This is a genomic window from Kitasatospora sp. NBC_00374, assembly GCF_041434935.1.
Classification (GTDB): Bacteria; Actinomycetota; Actinomycetes; order Streptomycetales; family Streptomycetaceae; genus Kitasatospora.
The window spans coordinates 8,167,246-8,183,814 of sequence record NZ_CP107964.1; the positions used below are offsets into that span (position 1 = coordinate 8,167,246).

The 16,569-nt window shown below is 71.7% G+C and carries 12 protein-coding genes; 5 read left to right on the plus strand and 7 right to left on the minus strand.

Translation table 11 applies throughout. The annotated features are described in order from the left end of the window. Positions 1-38: 38 nt before the first annotated feature. From OG871_RS35665 to OG871_RS35675, 3 genes are all read right to left on the minus strand, one after another. Positions 39-896: a carbohydrate ABC transporter permease gene (locus OG871_RS35665; RefSeq protein ID WP_371502498.1), complete on the minus strand. Its 858-nt coding sequence runs from the start codon at positions 894-896 to the stop codon at positions 39-41. Between the two features lie 4 nt (positions 897-900). Continuing rightward, on the minus strand, positions 901-1,773 hold the full coding sequence (locus tag OG871_RS35670; RefSeq protein WP_371502499.1) for a carbohydrate ABC transporter permease: 873 nt from the start codon (positions 1,771-1,773) through the stop codon (positions 901-903). A 98-nt stretch (positions 1,774-1,871) separates the two neighbouring features. Next, a complete protein-coding gene (locus OG871_RS35675) occupies positions 1,872-3,155 on the minus strand; it encodes an ABC transporter substrate-binding protein (protein ID WP_371502500.1) in 1,284 nt (427 codons plus the stop codon). Positions 3,156-3,856: 701 nt separating this feature from the next. Here OG871_RS35675 and OG871_RS35680 point away from each other — a divergent pair. Next, entirely contained in the window at positions 3,857-6,307 is a 2,451-nt protein-coding gene (locus OG871_RS35680; RefSeq protein ID WP_371502501.1) for a discoidin domain-containing protein, read from the plus strand. A gap of 139 nt (positions 6,308-6,446) precedes the next feature. Here the strand turns inward: OG871_RS35680 and OG871_RS35685 are convergent, their stop codons facing one another. From OG871_RS35685 to OG871_RS35695, 3 genes are all read right to left on the minus strand, one after another. After that, positions 6,447-8,765 carry a WD40 repeat domain-containing protein gene (locus tag OG871_RS35685; protein ID WP_371502503.1) on the minus strand — a complete coding sequence of 773 codons (2,319 nt, stop codon included), beginning with the start codon at positions 8,763-8,765 and terminating at the stop codon, positions 6,447-6,449. A gap of 352 nt (positions 8,766-9,117) precedes the next feature. Further along, on the minus strand, positions 9,118-9,570 hold the full coding sequence (locus OG871_RS35690) for an Lrp/AsnC family transcriptional regulator (protein WP_371503505.1): 453 nt from the start codon (positions 9,568-9,570) through the stop codon (positions 9,118-9,120). 540 nt (positions 9,571-10,110) lie between these two features. Continuing rightward, on the minus strand, positions 10,111-10,938 hold the full coding sequence (locus OG871_RS35695; protein ID WP_371502505.1) for a class I SAM-dependent methyltransferase: 828 nt from the start codon (positions 10,936-10,938) through the stop codon (positions 10,111-10,113). A gap of 222 nt (positions 10,939-11,160) precedes the next feature. On the opposite strand from OG871_RS35695, the gene OG871_RS35700 reads away from it, so the two are divergent. From OG871_RS35700 to OG871_RS35715, 4 genes are read left to right on the plus strand one after another with little or no spacing between them, the layout of a single operon-like run. Continuing rightward, the gene (locus tag OG871_RS35700; RefSeq protein WP_371502507.1) at positions 11,161-12,438 is read left to right on the plus strand and encodes an ABC transporter substrate-binding protein; all 1,278 of its coding nucleotides are present in this window, start codon (positions 11,161-11,163) and stop codon (positions 12,436-12,438) included. Beyond that, complete coding sequence (locus OG871_RS35705) at positions 12,435-13,361, plus strand: carbohydrate ABC transporter permease (protein WP_371502508.1); 927 nt, start codon at positions 12,435-12,437, stop codon at positions 13,359-13,361. Before OG871_RS35700 ends, OG871_RS35705 begins: the two co-directional genes overlap by 4 nt. Then, positions 13,361-14,191, plus strand: coding sequence for a carbohydrate ABC transporter permease (locus OG871_RS35710; RefSeq protein WP_371503506.1), 831 nt, complete (start codon positions 13,361-13,363; stop codon positions 14,189-14,191). The genes OG871_RS35705 and OG871_RS35710 overlap by 1 nt, the downstream gene beginning before the upstream one ends. 34 nt (positions 14,192-14,225) lie before the next feature. Further along, entirely contained in the window at positions 14,226-15,413 is a 1,188-nt protein-coding gene (locus OG871_RS35715; protein WP_371502509.1) for an ABC transporter ATP-binding protein, read from the plus strand. Positions 15,414-15,529: 116 nt separating this feature from the next. Here the strand turns inward: OG871_RS35715 and OG871_RS35720 are convergent, their stop codons facing one another. After that, the gene (locus OG871_RS35720) at positions 15,530-16,489 is read right to left on the minus strand and encodes a D-2-hydroxyacid dehydrogenase family protein (protein WP_371502510.1); all 960 of its coding nucleotides are present in this window, start codon (positions 16,487-16,489) and stop codon (positions 15,530-15,532) included. Between the last annotated feature and the right edge of the window lie 80 nt (positions 16,490-16,569).

The following is a 16,569-nucleotide window of genomic DNA, read 5'->3' on the forward strand; positions in this document are numbered from 1 at the left end:
GGTCGGCCGGGCCGGCGGCGGGTCGGGCGGACGGTGGGCTATCCCTTGACGGCTCCCTCCTCCACGCCCTTGAAGAAGAAGCGCTGGCATACGGCGAACACCACGACGATCGGCAGGAAGGCGATCATGGTGCCGGCCGCGATCAGCCGGGGGTTGGCGCTGAACGTGCCGTTGAGGTACTGGAGTCCGACGGTGAGGGTGTACTTCTGCGGGTCGTTCAGCACGATCAGCGGCCAGAGGAAGTCGTCCCAGGCCCCGATGAAGGTGAAGATGACGATCACGCTGAGCATGCCGCGCACGTTCGGCAGCCCGATGTGCCACAGCCGCTGCCAGACGCCGGCGCCGTCCACCAGGGCGGCCTGGTCCAGCTCGGGCGGGACGGCCGCGAAGGCGGTCCGCATCAGCAGCACGTTCAGCATGGCGATCGCACCCGGGAGCGCGACACCGACCAGTGAGTCGGCCAGGCCCAGACTGCGGACCGTCACGTACTGCGAGACGATCGTGACCTCGCCGGGCAGGACCAGCGTGGCCAGGAAGAGACCGAGGACCAGCCGGGCGCCGCGGAAGCGCAGCTTGGCGAGGGCGTAGCCGGCCAGGGTGCAGCCGACCACGTTCCCGAAGATCGCGACGGCGGCCACCAGCAGGGAGTTGGCGGCGTACGTCCACACCGGGATGGTGTCGGCGACCTTGGCGTAGTTGGCGAAGGTGAGGTCCTCGGGGATGAAAGCGGGGCTGCGGGTGTAGACGTCCTCGCCGGGGCCCTTGAGCGAGGTGGAGAGCTGCCAGAGGAAGGGGCCGATCACCAGCAGGAGGACGGCGAGCAGCAGCAGGTAGCGCAGTGCGGTCCGGCCGGCGGTGGAGCCGGGCGGGCCCAGGGCGGCGCGTCGGGGGGTCACGGCGTCAGTCCGCCTTCCGGTTCAGGCGCATCAGCAGCAGCATCGGGCCGAGGGTGATGACGAACAGCAGCAGGCTGAGCGCGGAGGCGTAGCCGAGGTGGCCGGTGAAGCCGCGGCTGTACATCTGGATCAGCATCACCACGGACATGTCCCGGCCGCCGGGGCCGCCGGTGCCGTTGGAGAGCACGTACAGCTCTGAGAAGACGCGCAGCGAGGAGACCGAGATGAGGACCGAGATCAGCAGCATGGTGGGCCGTACGCCGGGCAGGGTGACGTGCCAGAACCGGCGGACGGCGCTCGCGCCGTCCACGGCGGCGGCCTCGTGCAGTTCCCGGCCCACGTTGGCCAGGGCGGACAGGTAGATGACCATGTAGTAGCCGAGCCCCTTCCAGGTGGTCAGGGCGATCGCGCTGAACAGCAGCAGCCAGCGGTCGGTGAGGAAGGACACCGGCGAGTCCGCCAGCCCGCTCTGCTGGAGCACGCCGTTGACCAGGCCGCGGTCGTCCAGCACCCAGCCCCAGATCAGCGCCACCACGACGGCGGAGGCGATCACCGGGGTGTAGAACGCCGTGCGGAAGAAGGTGATGCCGGGCATCCTGCGCTGGACCAGCAGGGCGAGCAGCAGCGGCAGGAAGGTGAGCAGCGGCAGGCAGACCAGCAGGTAGACGATGCTGTTGAGCAGGGCGTCGGCCAGTTGCTCGTCGCTGAGGATGCGTTCGAAGTTGTCGAGGCCGGTGAACTGTCCGCCGCCCAGCGGTTTGGCGTTGGTGAACGACAGGATCACCGTGTTGACCGTCGGCCAGAGGTTGAAGACGGCCAGCCAGATAATCGCGGGCCCTGCGAGCAGCCAGGGGGTGAACCAACGCCGGTGGGTCATGCGGATGCCTTCCTGGAGGCGGTACGGGTCATTCCCGGGGGCGGGCGGCCTGAGGGTGCGCCGCCGCGCCACCGGTACGGGGTCCTTCCGACGCCGGGTCAGCCCTTGAGCAGCTGGTTGCAGCGGTCGACGGCGGTGTCCAGGGCCTGCTTGGAGGTCGCCTCGCCGCTGATGGCCAGGGCGATCTGCTGGTTGATGACGGTGCTCATCGCGTCGTCCACCGGGACGGGCTGGAGGATCTTCGCCTTGGCCAGCGAGGTGAACGCGATCACCTTGGCGTCCCCGGCGTTGGTGCCGTCGCTCTTGCTGAAGAAGGGGTCGTCGGCGGAGGCCTTGGTGGACGGGAAGATGCTGGTCAGATGGGCGAAGGCGGACTGGTTCTCGGGGCTGGTGATCCAGCGGGCCAGGGCCACCGCGGCGGCCGGGTTCTTGGTGCTCCTGGGGATCGACAGGCCCTGCACGTACAGCGGCGGCGTGCCCATCGCGGGGGAGGGAACGACCTTCGGCGCGAGCGTGGGGTTGTCGGTGGCGAGGCTGGTGATGAAGTTGCCGCCGCCGGTGGTCCACGCCGCCGTACCGGAGTTGAAGAGCTTGGTGTTCCCGGCGTAGGTGTTGGTCAGGACGTCCTTCGGCAGCAGGCCCTCCTTGAAGGCGTCGCGGTACCGGTCGAGCAGGGCGGCGGCCTCGGGAGTGTTGAAGGTGAAGCTCCTGCCGTCCTCGGACATCACCTTGACGCCGGCGTTGACCAGGTCGCCGAGGCCCGGCTTGCGGCTCATCAGGTAGGTCGAACCGCCGGACTTCTCCTTCATCACCCGGGCCTGGGCGATCAGCTCGTCCAGACTGGTGGGGACGGCCTTCGGATCCAGGCCGTACTTGGCCATCAACTCCGAACTCCAGTAGTTGACATCGGTGTTGAGGTACCACGGATAGCCGAAGGTGCCGTTCTGGCCGGCGAACCGGTAGGCGTCGACCCCGCCTGCGACGTACTCGTCGGCGAGCTTCGGGTCGGCCTTGGCGACATCCAGCAGCAGGTTCTGCTTGGCCAGCGGGAGGGCGAAGTCCGGCGGGAGGTTCACCACGTCCGGCAGGCTTCCCGCGGCCGCCTGGCTGAGGACCTTGGCCGAGTAGCCGTCGCCCGGCTGGTCCAGCCACTCGACCTCGACGCCCGGGTACTTCTTCTTGAAGCCGTCGATCACGCCCTGCACGTAGTCGGTGAACTTCGGCTTGAGCGCCCACGTCTGGAGCGAGACCTTGCCCTTGACCTCGCCGGCGGCGGCGCTCGCCGCGGTGTCGCCGCTCTTGGTGTCGGAGCTCAGTCCGCAGCCGGTGAGCGCGGCGGCGGTGACCGCCGCCGTCGTCAGTGCCGCCCAGATTCTTCGCATGAGGGTCTCCCGGTCCTGGGGGTGGGTGGGGGATTGTGCTGACGTGCCGAACCTGACGTACTAAACCGGTATAGCCGTTGCAGGGACTATGGTCCCGCCTAAACTTGGATGTCAAGAGAGCCATCGGATTCGATGGGCGGATGGACGGCCGCCGGATCTCGTACGCCGGCGTTGCGGGTCTGCGATGAGCATCTCGGTGCCCACCGGATTCGGCCATGTCGACGGCGCGCCGATGCCGTGTGGGTGGCGAGTGTCGCCGTGTCGGGCGCGTGGTGGCAGGTGAGACCGGCCCGGGGCCCGTGACCTGCGGGTGTCCGCCCCGCGCTGACGGTTCGGGCGCCCGTCTCCCCGCCGGCCTCCGGCACACGCCCGGGGCCGGTTGCTGCGCGGGCCGTTGACGACACTCCTGAACCGGTTTAGCCTCCGTTCACCGGCCGCCCCTGCGGGCCGGCGTACCGCGCTGCGTCACGCCTGTACGGCGGGGCACTCCGTGACCGCCCGCACCGATCCCGCTCGCCGCCTCGCCTAGTCACCGGCAGCAACCGCACGCCAGGCACCACCTGCACCGCCGGCACCACCTGCGACCCCCCGCCCGGCACCGTGCCGTCCGACGCCGCCGCGAACCGGCCACACCGCGCCCGCAGGCGTCCCGAACGGCCGCGGCCCACCCCCACCCGCCTCCGCCCGATCGGAGCCACCTCATGCCACGACGACTCCCCCTCCTCCTCAGCGCCGCCCTCGGGGCCGCCGTTCTGGGCGCCGGACCGGCCGCCCACGCCCGGCCGGCCGACACCACCCCGCCCGCCGCATCGGCGGCAGCGGCCTCCGGCACCCAGCCGTACGCCTCGTACTGGTACCCGAACACCATCCTCACCTGGGACCCGGCCACCGACCCGGACGCCCGCTTCAACCGCTCCCGCGTCCCCCTCCAGCCGCGGACCAGCGACCCCGCACTCAAGGCCAACCCCGACGCCCGGGCCGGCGAGGGCAAGGTCGCCTCCCTGGTGTCCTTCGGGCCGACCTCCAACAACCCTTCCCAGGGCTCCGCCGACCCGAACTACTACGCCTTCGGCTACTGGCAGTACGTCGACAAGCTGGTGTTCTGGGGCGGCTCGGCCGGCGAGGGCCTGATCCTCGCCCCCAACCCGACCGTCATCGACGCCGCCCACCGCAACGGCGTCAAGGTCTACGGCACCGTCTTCTTCCCGCCCGCCGCGTACGGCGGCCAACTCCAGTGGGTGCGCGACTTCGTCCAGAAGTCCGGAAACCGCTACCCGGTCGCCGACAAGCTGGCGCAGGCCGCCCAGTACTACGGCTTCGACGGCTGGTTCATCAACCAGGAGACCGGTGGCGGCGACCCGGCCCTGGCCACCGAGGTCCGCAACCTCATGCGGTACACCAAGGCCCGCACCGGCACCGAGTTCATGTGGTACGACGCCATGACCGAGTCCGGCTCGGTCTCCTGGCAGAACGCGCTCACCTCCGCCAACGACGCGTTCCTCCAGGACGGCACCCGCCGCACCGCGGACTCCATGTTCCTCAACTTCGGCTGGAGCGCGAGCGGCCTCGCCTCCTCCCGCAGCCGCGCCGCCGGGCTGGGCCGCAGCGCGTACGACCTCTACTCCGGCATCGACACCGAGGCCAACGGCTACAACACCGGCGTCGACTGGGACACCCTCTTCCCGGCCGGAAAGCAGCACACCACCTCACTCGGCCTCTACCGGCCCGAGTGGACCTGGAAGTCCGCCACCGACCGCGCCGACTTCTACGCCAAGGACGCCCGCTACTGGGTCGGCGCCAACAACGACCCGTCCAACACCGCCACTTCCTCCAGCTGGAAGGGACTCGCCGAGTACATCGCCGAGTCCTCCCCGATCACGGCCAAGCCCTTCGTCACCAACTTCGGCACCGGCCAGGGCGACTTCTACAACGCGGGCGGCACCCGGGTCGCCACCGGAGGCTGGAACAACCTCTCCCTCCAGGACGTCCCGCCCACCTACCGCTGGCTGGTCGCCTCCACGGGGACCAGGCTGACCCCGTCCATCGACTTCACCGACTCCTACGAGGGCGGCTCCTCGCTGCGCCTCACCGGCCGGCTCGACGCCGCCAACACCGTCCGCCTCTACCAGACCAGACTCCCGGTCGCGGCGGACAGCAAGCTCTCGGTGGTGCTGAAGACCCCGACCGCAGGCGCGTCCGGCCTCAGGGCCGCGATCTCCTTCACCGACGCGCCGGGCAGTTTCACCACCCTCGACCTCGGCGCCACCACAGGAACCGGCTGGGAGCGCAGGACGCTCGACCTCTCCGGGTACGCGGGCCGCACCATCGCCCAGATCGCCCTCCAGGCCGACGGCAGCAACCCCGCCTACGACGTGAGGGTCGGTCAGCTCGCCGTCTACGACGGGTCGGTGGACGCGCCCGCCGCCCCGAGCGGCCTCACCGTGCTCGGGGCCACCGACGTGGTGGCCGGCTCCAGCCGGTCGCTGCGGCTCGCCTGGACCGCCGCACCGAGCGGATCCGTCCACCACTACGAGCTGTACCGGCGCAACGCGGACGGCACCCGCAGCTACCTCGGCGCCACCCCGTCCGACGCGTACTTCGTCAACCGGCTCGACCGCGCCGGGACCGAGAGCAGCACCACCATCGAGGTCGAGGCGGTCTCGACCGAGTACGGCCGCTCGGCCGCTGCCGCCACCACCGTCTCCTGGACCGGCACTCCGCCGGGCGGCGACAACCTGGCGCTGAACCGCCCGGCCACCGCCGCGGGCCGGTGCAACGCCAACGAGGGCCCGGCGAAGGCCGTCAACGGTACCGTCAACGGCGGCAACGGCGACAAGTGGTGCACCACCACGGCGGACAAGTGGCTGGAGGTCGATCTCGGCTCGGCCCGCCCGCTCTCCAAGTTCGTGGTCAAGCACGCCTCGGCCGGCGGCGAGAGCGCCTCGTACAACACCCGCGACTTCACCCTCCAGGTCCGCTCCTCGGCCGCCGACCCGTGGACCACCGTCGCCACCGTCACCGGCAACACCGCCGGGACCACCACCCATCCGGTGACCGCCACCGCCCGCTACGTGCGCCTGGTCGTCACCAAGCCCACCCAGACCACCGACCCCGCCGCCCGGATCTACGAGTTCGAGGCCTGGGGCGCGTAGCGCCCGCTCCCTCACCTCGACCGCGCCTCCCGGCCGGGGCCGGCTCTCGTCGGTCCACGGCCCCGGCCGGGGGAGTTCCACCGTCGGCGGACGCAGGTCCAGGACTCACGGCTGTCCCGGGGAGCGTGCGGTGGCCCGTTCAGTGGACCTGGCCGGTGGGGCGGACGACCACGGTGTCGACGTCCACGCCCGTCGGCCGGCCGAGGGCCCGGACGACGGCGTCCGCGTCGGGGACGCTGCAGCCCGGTGGGGTGGCGAGGACCGCGACTTCGGAGCCGAAGCCGACGACCAGCTCCCCGCTCGGAGCGAAGGCGAGGGCTCCGACCGGTTCGGGGAAGACCAGGTCGGGGCCCATCCTGCGGCCGGTCGCCAAGTCCCGTACGCAGACGGTCCGGTCCGCCGATCCGCTGGTGGCGAGGGCCGGCCGGCCGTGCGGCATCCCGGTGGCCGCGACCCGTGTTCCCCGGCGCGGGTCGGTGAGCGGCTCCCCGATCTGCTCACCGGTCGCCGGGTCCCAGACCCGGACCGTGCCGTCGTCGCCGATGGTGACCGCGACGGCACGGCCCCGGAGGTCCGCCACGGTCAGGGCCGTCACCCAGCCGGTGTGATGGGTGAGCGGCCCCCCGACCTGCTCACCCGTCGCCAGGTCCCAGACCATTCCTTCGTCGCCCGCGGTGACGATCACGGCTCGGCCGTCCACCTCCGTCACCGCCAGGGCCATCACCCAGCCGGTGTGGTCGGCGAGCGGCCCGCCGAGCTGTCGGAGGGCCGTCAAGTCCCACACCTGTACGGTGCCGTCGTCACCGCCGACGATAGCGACCGGGCGACCCCGGACCCGCGCGACGGCCACGGCCCGGGAGGGACCGTACGCGATCCGCTCGCAGTAGCCGGTCGTCAGGTCGCGCACCCGCAGGCCGTCGCCGCCGGCCGTGACGGCCACCTCACGGTGGTCGACGGTCGCCGTCACCATGGCCTCCACCGGTCCGGTGTGTCCGGTCAGGGCAGGTCCGACGGGCCTGCCGGTGTCCAGTTCCCATCGTCGGAGCGTGCCGTCCGCACCTCCGGTGACCACGGTCGCGCGGCCCTGTACCCGGGTGACCGCCACGCTTCGGACCTGCCCGGTGTGCCCGGCGAGCGGTGTACCGAGTTCGCAGGCGAGGTCCCAGACCCAGGCGGCGTCGTCCGCGCCGCCGGTGACGGCGACCGGAAGGCCGTCCACGACGGCGGTGGCCACGGCCTGGATTCCTTCGGTGTGGCCGGTCAGCGGTGGCCCGAGGGGCTCACGGCCGGCCAGGTCCCAGCGCCGGAGCGTGCCCTCCTCCCCGCCGGTCACCGCGACTGCCCGGCCCTGTGCCAGGGTCGTCGCCAGCGCCCACACCGGGCCGGTATGACCGGTCAGGGGCCGTCCGGCCGGGCGGCCGCCGGCGAGGTCCCACACCCGGACCGTGCCGTCCCACCCTCCGGAGACGGCAACCACCCTGCCGGAGACCACGGTTGTGGTGAGCGCGAGCACGGCTCCGGTGTGGCCGAGCAGCGGTCGCCCGACCCGCCTGCCGGTGGCGAGGTCCCAGATCCGCACCGTCCCGCGGCAGCTGCCGGCGATCACGACGGCGCGGCCGCGCACCACCGCCGTCGCCAGGGCGGTCACCGCCGTGGTGCGGCCGGTGAAGGAGCCCCCCGCGGGCCTGCCGGTGAGCAGGTCCCATGTCCGCATCCCGGCCTGGTCGTCGGCGGTCACCGCGACCGTTCGGCCGTCCAGCTCCGCCGTCGCGACCGCCCGGACCGCTCCCACGGGGGGCTCCCCGAGCGCCTGGCCGGCGGCCAGGTCCCACACCCGTACGGTTCCGTCCCAGCCGCTGCACACCGCGACCGCCCGCCCCCCGACCGTGGCGGTCGCAGCCGCCCGGACCCCTGGAGTGCGCCAGGCAAGCTCGGGGCCGACCCGGAGGCCGGTGTTCAGGTCCCAGCTGCCCACGGTGCCGTCGGCGCTCCCGGTGACCGCGACCGGGAGCCCTTCCACCACCGCCGTCGCCACCGCCCCGCGCGGGTGGCCACCGAGTGGGCGCAGGCGTCGACCTTCGAGCCGGGCGCCGACTGCCCAACGGACGTCCCACCCGGCCGTGCTCCCGCCCCTCCCGCCGCCGACCGCGTCGAGCCGGCCCACCAGCGCGCGATGCCCCCACCGGACGGCCTCCAGCCGGAGCCGCCACCGTCGCTGGTCCGGGCCCATGGTGCGGTGCTCGCTCAACGACCGCCAGTACACCCACGCGGACAGCCGGGCATCCCACCCGGAGGCCTCGCCCAGCAGGGGGACCACCACCTGCGGCTCGGCCCGTACCAGGAACTCCGCGTCCGTCAGCAGGTCGTCGGTTCGTCCGGACCCGACGGTGAGCTCGGTCGCTGCCGTCGGTCGTTCCGGGTCCGATTCCTTCCGGTCGAATTCCTGTATCGGGTTCACGACGGTTCCTCCAGGATGCTCGAACAGGTGCGTAATGTGGCGTGGAGCGTACTGACCCCATGGTCCTTTCGCGGCGAATTCGGGGATCCCGCAGAAGATAGGTGGGGGCGGAGTTCTCGGCATTTCGTTTCGGCCCGGCCCGGCTCGTACGGAATCGATTTCTTCGGCGGTCTTCCGGCGGGAGGCGCACTGCTCAAGGCGTGCACCCTCGGCTGTTGGAGAGGATCCTACGGTCGCCGGCCGCAGCCCATAACGTGCGTCCATTGCGCGGCAGGCGGCAATCGTTGCGCCATTCGCCGCTCCGTGCGGAATTGTTGCGCGGCCGCCGGCCGACGACCGCCGCAGCCGTGGCTCAGCCGATGAGCCGGGAAAGAGCCACCAGACTGCGGCTCCGCTGCACCCCGGGTTCCTTGCGGATCCGCTCGATGACCGTCTCCAGGTGGCGCATGTCCGTGACGAGCAGGTGCACGAGGGCGTCCGAGTCGCCGGTGACCGTCCAGGCCGAGAGCACCTCGGGAAACTGGCGCAGCGACGACAGGATCTCCTCGGGCGGTGTGCGTTCCCGGCAGTAGACCTCGACGAAGGCCTCGGTGCCCCACCCCAGCAGGGCAGGATCGAGTACGACGGTGAAACCGCGCACCACCCCCTGGGCTCGCAGCCGGTCGATGCGGCGCTTCACCGCGCTCGCGGACAGATTGACCTGGGCACCGATCTGCGCGAACGACGCCCGGGCGTCCTGGCCGAGCTGCCGCAGCAGCAGGAGGTCGGTGGTGTCGAGCCCGGAACCCGCCGACGGGGCCGGCACCTGGCCACCCGCCGCGGTGAGGCGCTGCCGCCCCGCCGGTTCGCCCGATGACGGTGCGTCATGCCCCTGCTGGTCTCTCAGCACGTGGTCGACTCCTTCGTGGGTGTTCACCGGCTCGCGAAGGCGGCGCGGCCACGGGCCGTGCGTCAGGTGGTGCGGCCGGCGAATCCGGCAGCCGTCCTCGTCGCGGGACCGTGAACAGGGCCTTGGCAGCGCCTGTTCGGGATCAGGCCCAGTGCCGGGCGCAGGACGGTTTCGGGTGTGGCGTACGACCTGGCGGTTGTACGGGGGCGAGCCGGCTGCGCGCCGATGCCGCCGGCATCGAGGCCGGCCGCGGCACGTGCGACGGTGGGGTACGCCGGGGATTGCCCGGCCGAGTGCGGTCCCACGCAGCCCGTGCGGTCACAGTAGGAGCGAATCCCCGGATCGGCATTGGCCGCAGCACACAGACCGCCACCCGGGCCTTGTGCAGATTGTCCAGAGAGAGGCCTCGGCGCCGTCGGGCCGGCGCGGTGGCCCGGTCGCCGTCACCGGTTCCGTTCACCCTGACGCCCGCCCGGGCTCGGCGCGGACCGGTCGTCGGCCCCTGACCGCCCAGGCGCGGGCGGTGAACGCGATCGACCCGTCCGGCCGGGTCGGTACGGCCTCGCCGAGAGCGGCACGCAACCGGTCCCGGGTGGTGGGGGCGAGAGCGGCGAGATAGCCGGGGGCGGGTCCCTGTCCCGCCAGGAACGGCTCCCACAGATCTGCGAAGCCGGTGAAGACGGTCGCCACCTCGATCGGGGTGACCGCCACGTCGACCAACCCCGCCCGAGTCCACAGCGCGCGCAGCCGATCAGGGTGGCACACCGGGAACCGGCGGCCCTCGTGCAGTGCGACCGCGCCCGGATCCACCGCGACCGCGGCATCCCAGAAGTGGCGCAGGAACGCCATTCCGTCGGCGTAGTCCCACACGTACGCCGCGACGAGCCCACCGGGCCGGACCACCCGGGCGGCCTCGGCCGCCGCCGCACCCGGCCCGGGCAGGAAGTTGAGCGCCAGCCCGCTGACGGCCGCGTCGAACACCTCATCGCGCACCGGCAGGGACAGGGCATCGGCCACCACGAAGCACGCCGAAGCGGGAGCGGCGGACCGGGCCGAGTCCACGAACCCGGCCGACCGGTCCACCCCGAGCACCATCCGGGGCCGACACCGGGCAGCCACCGCCGCGGTCAACGCGCCCGTACCGCAGCCCACGTCCAGCCACCGCAGGCCGCCGTCGCGACCGAGCCACGCCACGAACCGATCCGCGACCGCACGGCTCCACCGACCCATGTACCGCTCGTACGCGTCCCCGGCCGCCCACCTGTCGAACCGCTGCTCCGTCATGCCGCCACGATCGCGCAACGGACTGCGCCCGGGCCACGGACACGCGGCACCCTGGCGACGACCCGGATCGCGCGGCGACCGGAAGGCGGGCAGCGGACGCGGGGCCTCCGGCGCTACGCCGTCCGGTGGATCCCGGGCGGAACTCCGCGGGTGTCCCCGGTGCGATGGTGCTCGCCTTCGTAGCGTGGGGCCCTCAGGCTCTTCCCCGACGGCAGGAGTGCGATGCGCGATCGCCCGAGGTTCCGCCGGCGGTCTCCCGCGGCCGCTGCCGCGCTGGTGCTGGCCGCCGCGCTGCTGGCCGGTTGCGGGAGCAGCGGTGGCGGCGGTCCCGTGGTCCTCAACTGGTACAACTTCCCCGACGACTCCGGTGCGTTGCAGCAGGCGGCCGACCGGTGCAGCCAGGCGTCCGGCGGCCGCTACCAGGTCCGTTACAACAAGCTCCCGCGGACGGCGGACGGCCAGCGCCAGCAGCTGGTACGGCGGCTGGCCGCGCACGACACCGGGGTCGACATCATGGGTCTGGACGTCACCTGGCCAGCGGAGTTCGCCGAGGCCGGCTGGATCCGCGAGTGGACCGGCGAGAGGAAGCAGCAGGCCACCGCCGACACCCTCGACGCCGCGGTGCGGACCGCGACCTGGAAGGGCAGGCTGTACGGCGCCCCCTACAACTCCAACACCCAACTGCTCTGGTACCGCGACGACCTGGTGTCGACGCCGCCGAAGAGCTGGGCCGAGATGCTGTCCCAGGCCGACGCCCTGGCGAAGGCGGGCAAGCCGCACTACGTGGAGATCCAGGGTGCCCAGTACGAGGGCCTGACCGTCTGGTTCAACACCCTGGTCACCAGCGCGGGCGGATCGATCCTCACCCCGGACGCGCAGGCTCCCTCGCTGGGCCCGCCGGCCGTGGTCGCAGCCGGGATCATGCACGACACCGCCGTCTCGGCTGCCGCGGACCCCTCGCTGCCCAACCAGATGGAGGACCAGAACCGGCTCGCCATGGAGTCCGGCACGGCCGCGTTCGAGCTCAACTACCCCTTCGTCTACCCGTCGATGAAGGCCAACCAGCCGGACCTCTTCGAACACTTCAGATGGGCCCCCTATCCCGGGGTCACCGCCGACCGGCCGGCGACCGTGACCATCGGCGGTATCGACCTCGCGGTCGGCGCCTACACCCGGCAGCCCGACCTCGCGTTCGAGGCGACGCTGTGCCTGCGCGACCGCGACAACCAGCTCACCAACGCGCTGGAGGGCGGCCTGCCTCCGTCGCTGCGCAGCCTCTACCAGGCCGCCGAACTGACGGAGAGCTACCCGTTCGCGGCGGACGTGCTGGCCGCACTCGACACGGCCAGTGTGCGGCCGCAGACCCCGGCCTACCAGAACGTGTCGATCGCCATCTCGCACGCCCTCTCGCCGCCCGCGTCGATCCGGCCCGAGAGCACCGTCGCCGGCCTTCGCGGCCAGATCGAGGACGCCCTCGGTTCCAAGGGGTTGATCCCGTGAGCCGGCCCACCACGGCCACCGCCGGGCGCGGCCGGGCCGAACTCTCCGAAGGCGCCCGCCAGGAGCGCCGGCTCGGCCTGCTGCTGTGCGCGCCCGCGGTGATCGTGATGGTCGCGGTCACCGCCTACCCGATCGCCTACGCGATCTACCTCTCGCTCCAGCGCTACGACCTGCGCTTCCCCGGACAGGCCCACTGGGTCGGGTTCAGCAACTACGGAGCCGTGCTGACGTCTCCGTTCTGGTGGCAGGCCCTGTGGGTGACCGTGCTCATCACGGTGGTCTCGGTGGCCGTCGAGCTGGTCCTCGGCATGGCGCTGGCGCTGGTGATGCACCGGGCGATCTTCGGCCGGGGAACGGTCCGTACCGCCGTCCTGATCCCGTACGGCATCGTCACGGTCGTCGCCGCGTACTCGTGGCAGTACGCGTGGACCCCGGGCACCGGCTACCTGGCGGCGCTCCTTCCGGCCGGGAGCGCGCCGCTGACCGACCAGTGGCAGGCCATCGGGCTGATCATCCTCGCCGAGGTGTGGAAGACCACCCCGTTCATGGCGCTGCTGCTGCTCGCCGGACTCGCGCTCGTCCCCGGCGAGACGGTGCGGGCGGCCATGGTCGACGGAGCGACGTTCTGGCAGCGGCTGCGGTTGGTGATCCTTCCACTGATGAAGCCGGCCGTCCTGGTCGCCCTGCTGTTCCGCACCCTGGACGCCTTCCGGATCTTCGACAACATCTACGTGCTGACCGGCGGCTCCAACGACACCGGCTCGGTCTCGATCCTCGGCTACGACAACCTCTTCACCGCCCTCAACCTCGGTATCGGGTCGGCGATCTCGGTGCTGATCTTCCTGTGCGTGGCGGTCATCGCCTTCATCTTCATCAAGATCTTCGGCGCCGCGGCGCCGGGCGGCGAACCGGAGCGGCGATGATGTCCCAGCGTGGCAGGACCCTCACCGGCTGGGGTGTCGTCAACGTCATCGTGGTGCTGTACGCACTGTTCCCGGTCTGGTGGATCGTGGCGCTCTCGTTCAAGGACCCGAGCACGCTCAGCGACGGCGACTTCATCCCGCGCGAGTGGACCTGGGAGAACTACCGCGGCATCTTCCAGACCTCGGAGTTCACCCGGGCGCTGGTCAACTCCATCGGCATCGCCGTGATCGCCACCACGATCGCGGTCGTCCTCGGGACGATGGCCGCGTACGCGGTCGCCCGGCTGCGCTTCCCCGGCAAGCGCCTGCTGATCGGGATGTCGCTGCTGATCGCGATGTTCCCGCCGATCTCGCTGGTCTCGCCGCTGTTCAACATCGAGCGGGTACTCGGGATCTTCGACACCTGGGCGGGGCTGATCATCCCCTACATGACCTTCTCGCTGCCGCTGGCGATCTACACCCTCTCCGCGTTCTTCCGGGAGATCCCCTGGGACCTGGAGAAGGCCGCCAAGGTGGACGGCGCCACCCCGGCCCAGGCGTTCCGCCTCGTGATCGCGCCGCTCGCCGCACCGGGGGTGTTCACCACCGGAATCCTGGTCTTCATCTTCTGCTGGAACGACTTCCTCTTCGCGATCTCGCTGACCTCCACCACCGCCGCCCGCACCGTCCCGGCGGCGATCGCCTTCTTCACCGGCAGTTCGCAGTTCCAGCAGCCGACCGGGTCCATCGCCGCGGCGGCCGTGGTGATCACCGTGCCCATCGTGATCTTCGTGCTGCTGTTCCAGCGCCGCATCGTCGCCGGCCTCACCGCCGGCGCAGTCAAGGGATGACCCGCCCACCGGGGCGGGATCAGGAAGGCAGACCGTGGCCGAGATCGTCCTCGACGGCATCACCAAGCGCTATCCCGACGGCGCCCTCGCCGTCAACGACTTCAACCTCACCATCGCCGACGGCGAGTTCGTCATCCTGGTCGGCCCCTCCGGCTGCGGCAAGTCCACCACCCTCAACATGATCGCGGGCCTGGAGGACATCACCGAGGGCACGCTGCGGATCGACGGCCGGGTCGTCAACGACCGCGCGCCCAAGGACCGTGACATCGCGATGGTGTTCCAGAGCTACGCCCTCTACCCGCACATGAACGTCCGCGAGAACATGGGCTTCGCGCTCAGACTGGCCAAGACCGACAAGGCCGTCATCAACGCCAAGGTCGAGGAGGCCGCCCGCATCCTCGACCTCACCCAGCACCTCGACCGCAAACCCGCCAACCTCTCCGGCGGCCAGCGCCAGCGGGTCGCGATGGGCCGCGCCATCGTGCGCGACCCGAAGGCCTTCCTGATGGACGAACCGCTCTCCAACCTCGACGCCAAACTCCGCGTCCAGATGCGCACCCAGATCGCCGCTCTGCAGCGCCGCCTCGGTACCACCACCGTGTACGTCACCCACGACCAGGTCGAGGCGATGACCCTCGGCGACCGCGTGGTCGTGATGCGAGGAGGCGTGGTCCAGCAGGTGGGCACGCCCCAGCGGCTCTACGACGCGCCGGTCAACCTCTTCGTCGCCGGCTTCATCGGATCCCCCGGAATGAACTTCCTCGGCGCCGGTCTGGAACAGGGCGCCCTGCGCACCTCACTCGGAGCCCTGCCGCTCGACGACCGCCTGCGCCGGCTGCTGGAACGGCAGGACGCGCCGCGCGAGCTCATCGTCGGCATCCGGCCCGAGGACTTCGAGGACGCCGCCCTGACCGACGAGCGGCGCACCGGGCTCACCTGCACCGCCACCGTCGACGTCCGGGAATCAGTCGGCTCCGACGTCTTCGTCCACTTCACCGAGGAGGGCGGGCCCGCCGGCACGGCCGAACTCGCGGAACTCGCCGCCGACTCCGGCCGCGCCGACACGGGCATGCAGGGGCACCGGGTCGTCGCCCGCCTCAGCCCCGCCACCCGCGCCACCGAGGGCGAACCGCTGGAGCTGTGGATCAACACCGCGCGCATCCACGTCTTCGACCCCGCCACCGGGACCAACCTCACCCGGCCCGAAGAGACCGACGCGTAGCCGACGGCCGGGTGCGAGGCGGGCGGGTGTGGGCCCGGCTCCTCGGTCCGGCGGTGCCGTGGGCGTGAGCGTCGTCCGCGGTCGGACCACTGCGGCCTGCCGGGCGGTGGCCGCGTTCAGGCGAGCCGACGGACCGGTGTCCCGTCCAGGAACGCCGTGATGTCCTCCACCGCCTCGCCGTAGTACGAGCGGTAGTTGCGCTCGGTCACGTACCCGAGGTGCGGGGTGGCGAGCAGGTTCGGCAGCGAGCGGAACTCGTGGTCGGCGGGGAGCGGCTCGGTCTCGAAGACGTCGACGCCGGCGCCGGCGATCCAGCCCCCGCGCAGCGCCTCGGCCAGTGCGGACTGGTCCACGATGGCGGCCCGCGAGGTGTTCACCAGGTACGCCGTCGGACGCATCCGCCGCAACTCGTCCGCACCGATCAGGCCCCGGGTCCGCTCGCTCAGGACGAGGTGGACCGAGACGAAGTCGCTGGTCTCCAGCAGCTCCGCCAAGGACCCCGCGAGGACGGCGCCCGCGGCCTCGGCCCGCTCGGCGGTCAGGTTCCGGCTCCAGGCGACGACCTCCATGCCGAAGGCCCGGCCGATCCGGGCGGCCTCGCCGCCGATCTTGCCGAGGCCGAGCAGGCCGAGGCGCCGCCCGTGCAGGTCGGTGCCGATGGTGCTCTGCCACGGGCCGTTCTCCCGGACCGCGACGCTCTCGCGGCCCAACTGCCGGGCCAGGCAGAGGATCAGCGCCCAGGTCAGCTCCAGCGGCGGCTGCGAGTGGCTCGCCGTGCCGCTCACCGTGACACCGTGTGCCGCAGCCGCGGCGAGGTCGATCGAGGCGTTGCGCATGCCCGAGGTGATCAGCAGCCGCAGCCGGGGCAGCCGGGCGAACACCTCGGCGGTGAACGGCGTGCGCTCCCGCATCACGACCACGATCTCGCAGTCGCCGACCGCCTCGGCCAGCTCGTCGACGCCGGCGAAGTGCCCCTGGAACGAGCGGACCTCCACCCGCTCGGCGAGCGTGGACCAGTCGGCGAACGAACCCGCGACACCCTGGTAGTCGTCGAGCACCGCACAGCGCACCTTCATCGACTCTCCCCAACCACGTGCGTCGGCCTCATCCGATCATGGAGCCTACCGGCCGCCGCGGAGGCCGCCCGTCCTGGTTG

Excerpts from the sequence above, each read along its gene's own strand:
- OG871_RS35695 (WP_371502505.1), bottom strand. The coding sequence starts at position 10,938 with ATGACGGAGCAGCGGTTCGACAGGTGGGCGGCCGGGGACGCGTACGAG.
- OG871_RS35670 (WP_371502499.1), bottom strand. The coding sequence starts at position 1,773 with ATGACCCACCGGCGTTGGTTCACCCCCTGGCTGCTCGCAGGGCCCGCG.
- OG871_RS35680 (WP_371502501.1), top strand. The coding sequence starts at position 3,857 with ATGCCACGACGACTCCCCCTCCTCCTCAGCGCCGCCCTCGGGGCCGCC.
- OG871_RS35700 (WP_371502507.1), top strand. The coding sequence starts at position 11,161 with ATGCGCGATCGCCCGAGGTTCCGCCGGCGGTCTCCCGCGGCCGCTGCC.
- OG871_RS35710 (WP_371503506.1), top strand. The coding sequence starts at position 13,361 with ATGTCCCAGCGTGGCAGGACCCTCACCGGCTGGGGTGTCGTCAACGTC.
- OG871_RS35720 (WP_371502510.1), bottom strand. The coding sequence starts at position 16,489 with ATGAAGGTGCGCTGTGCGGTGCTCGACGACTACCAGGGTGTCGCGGGT.
- OG871_RS35675 (WP_371502500.1), bottom strand. The coding sequence starts at position 3,155 with ATGCGAAGAATCTGGGCGGCACTGACGACGGCGGCGGTCACCGCCGCC.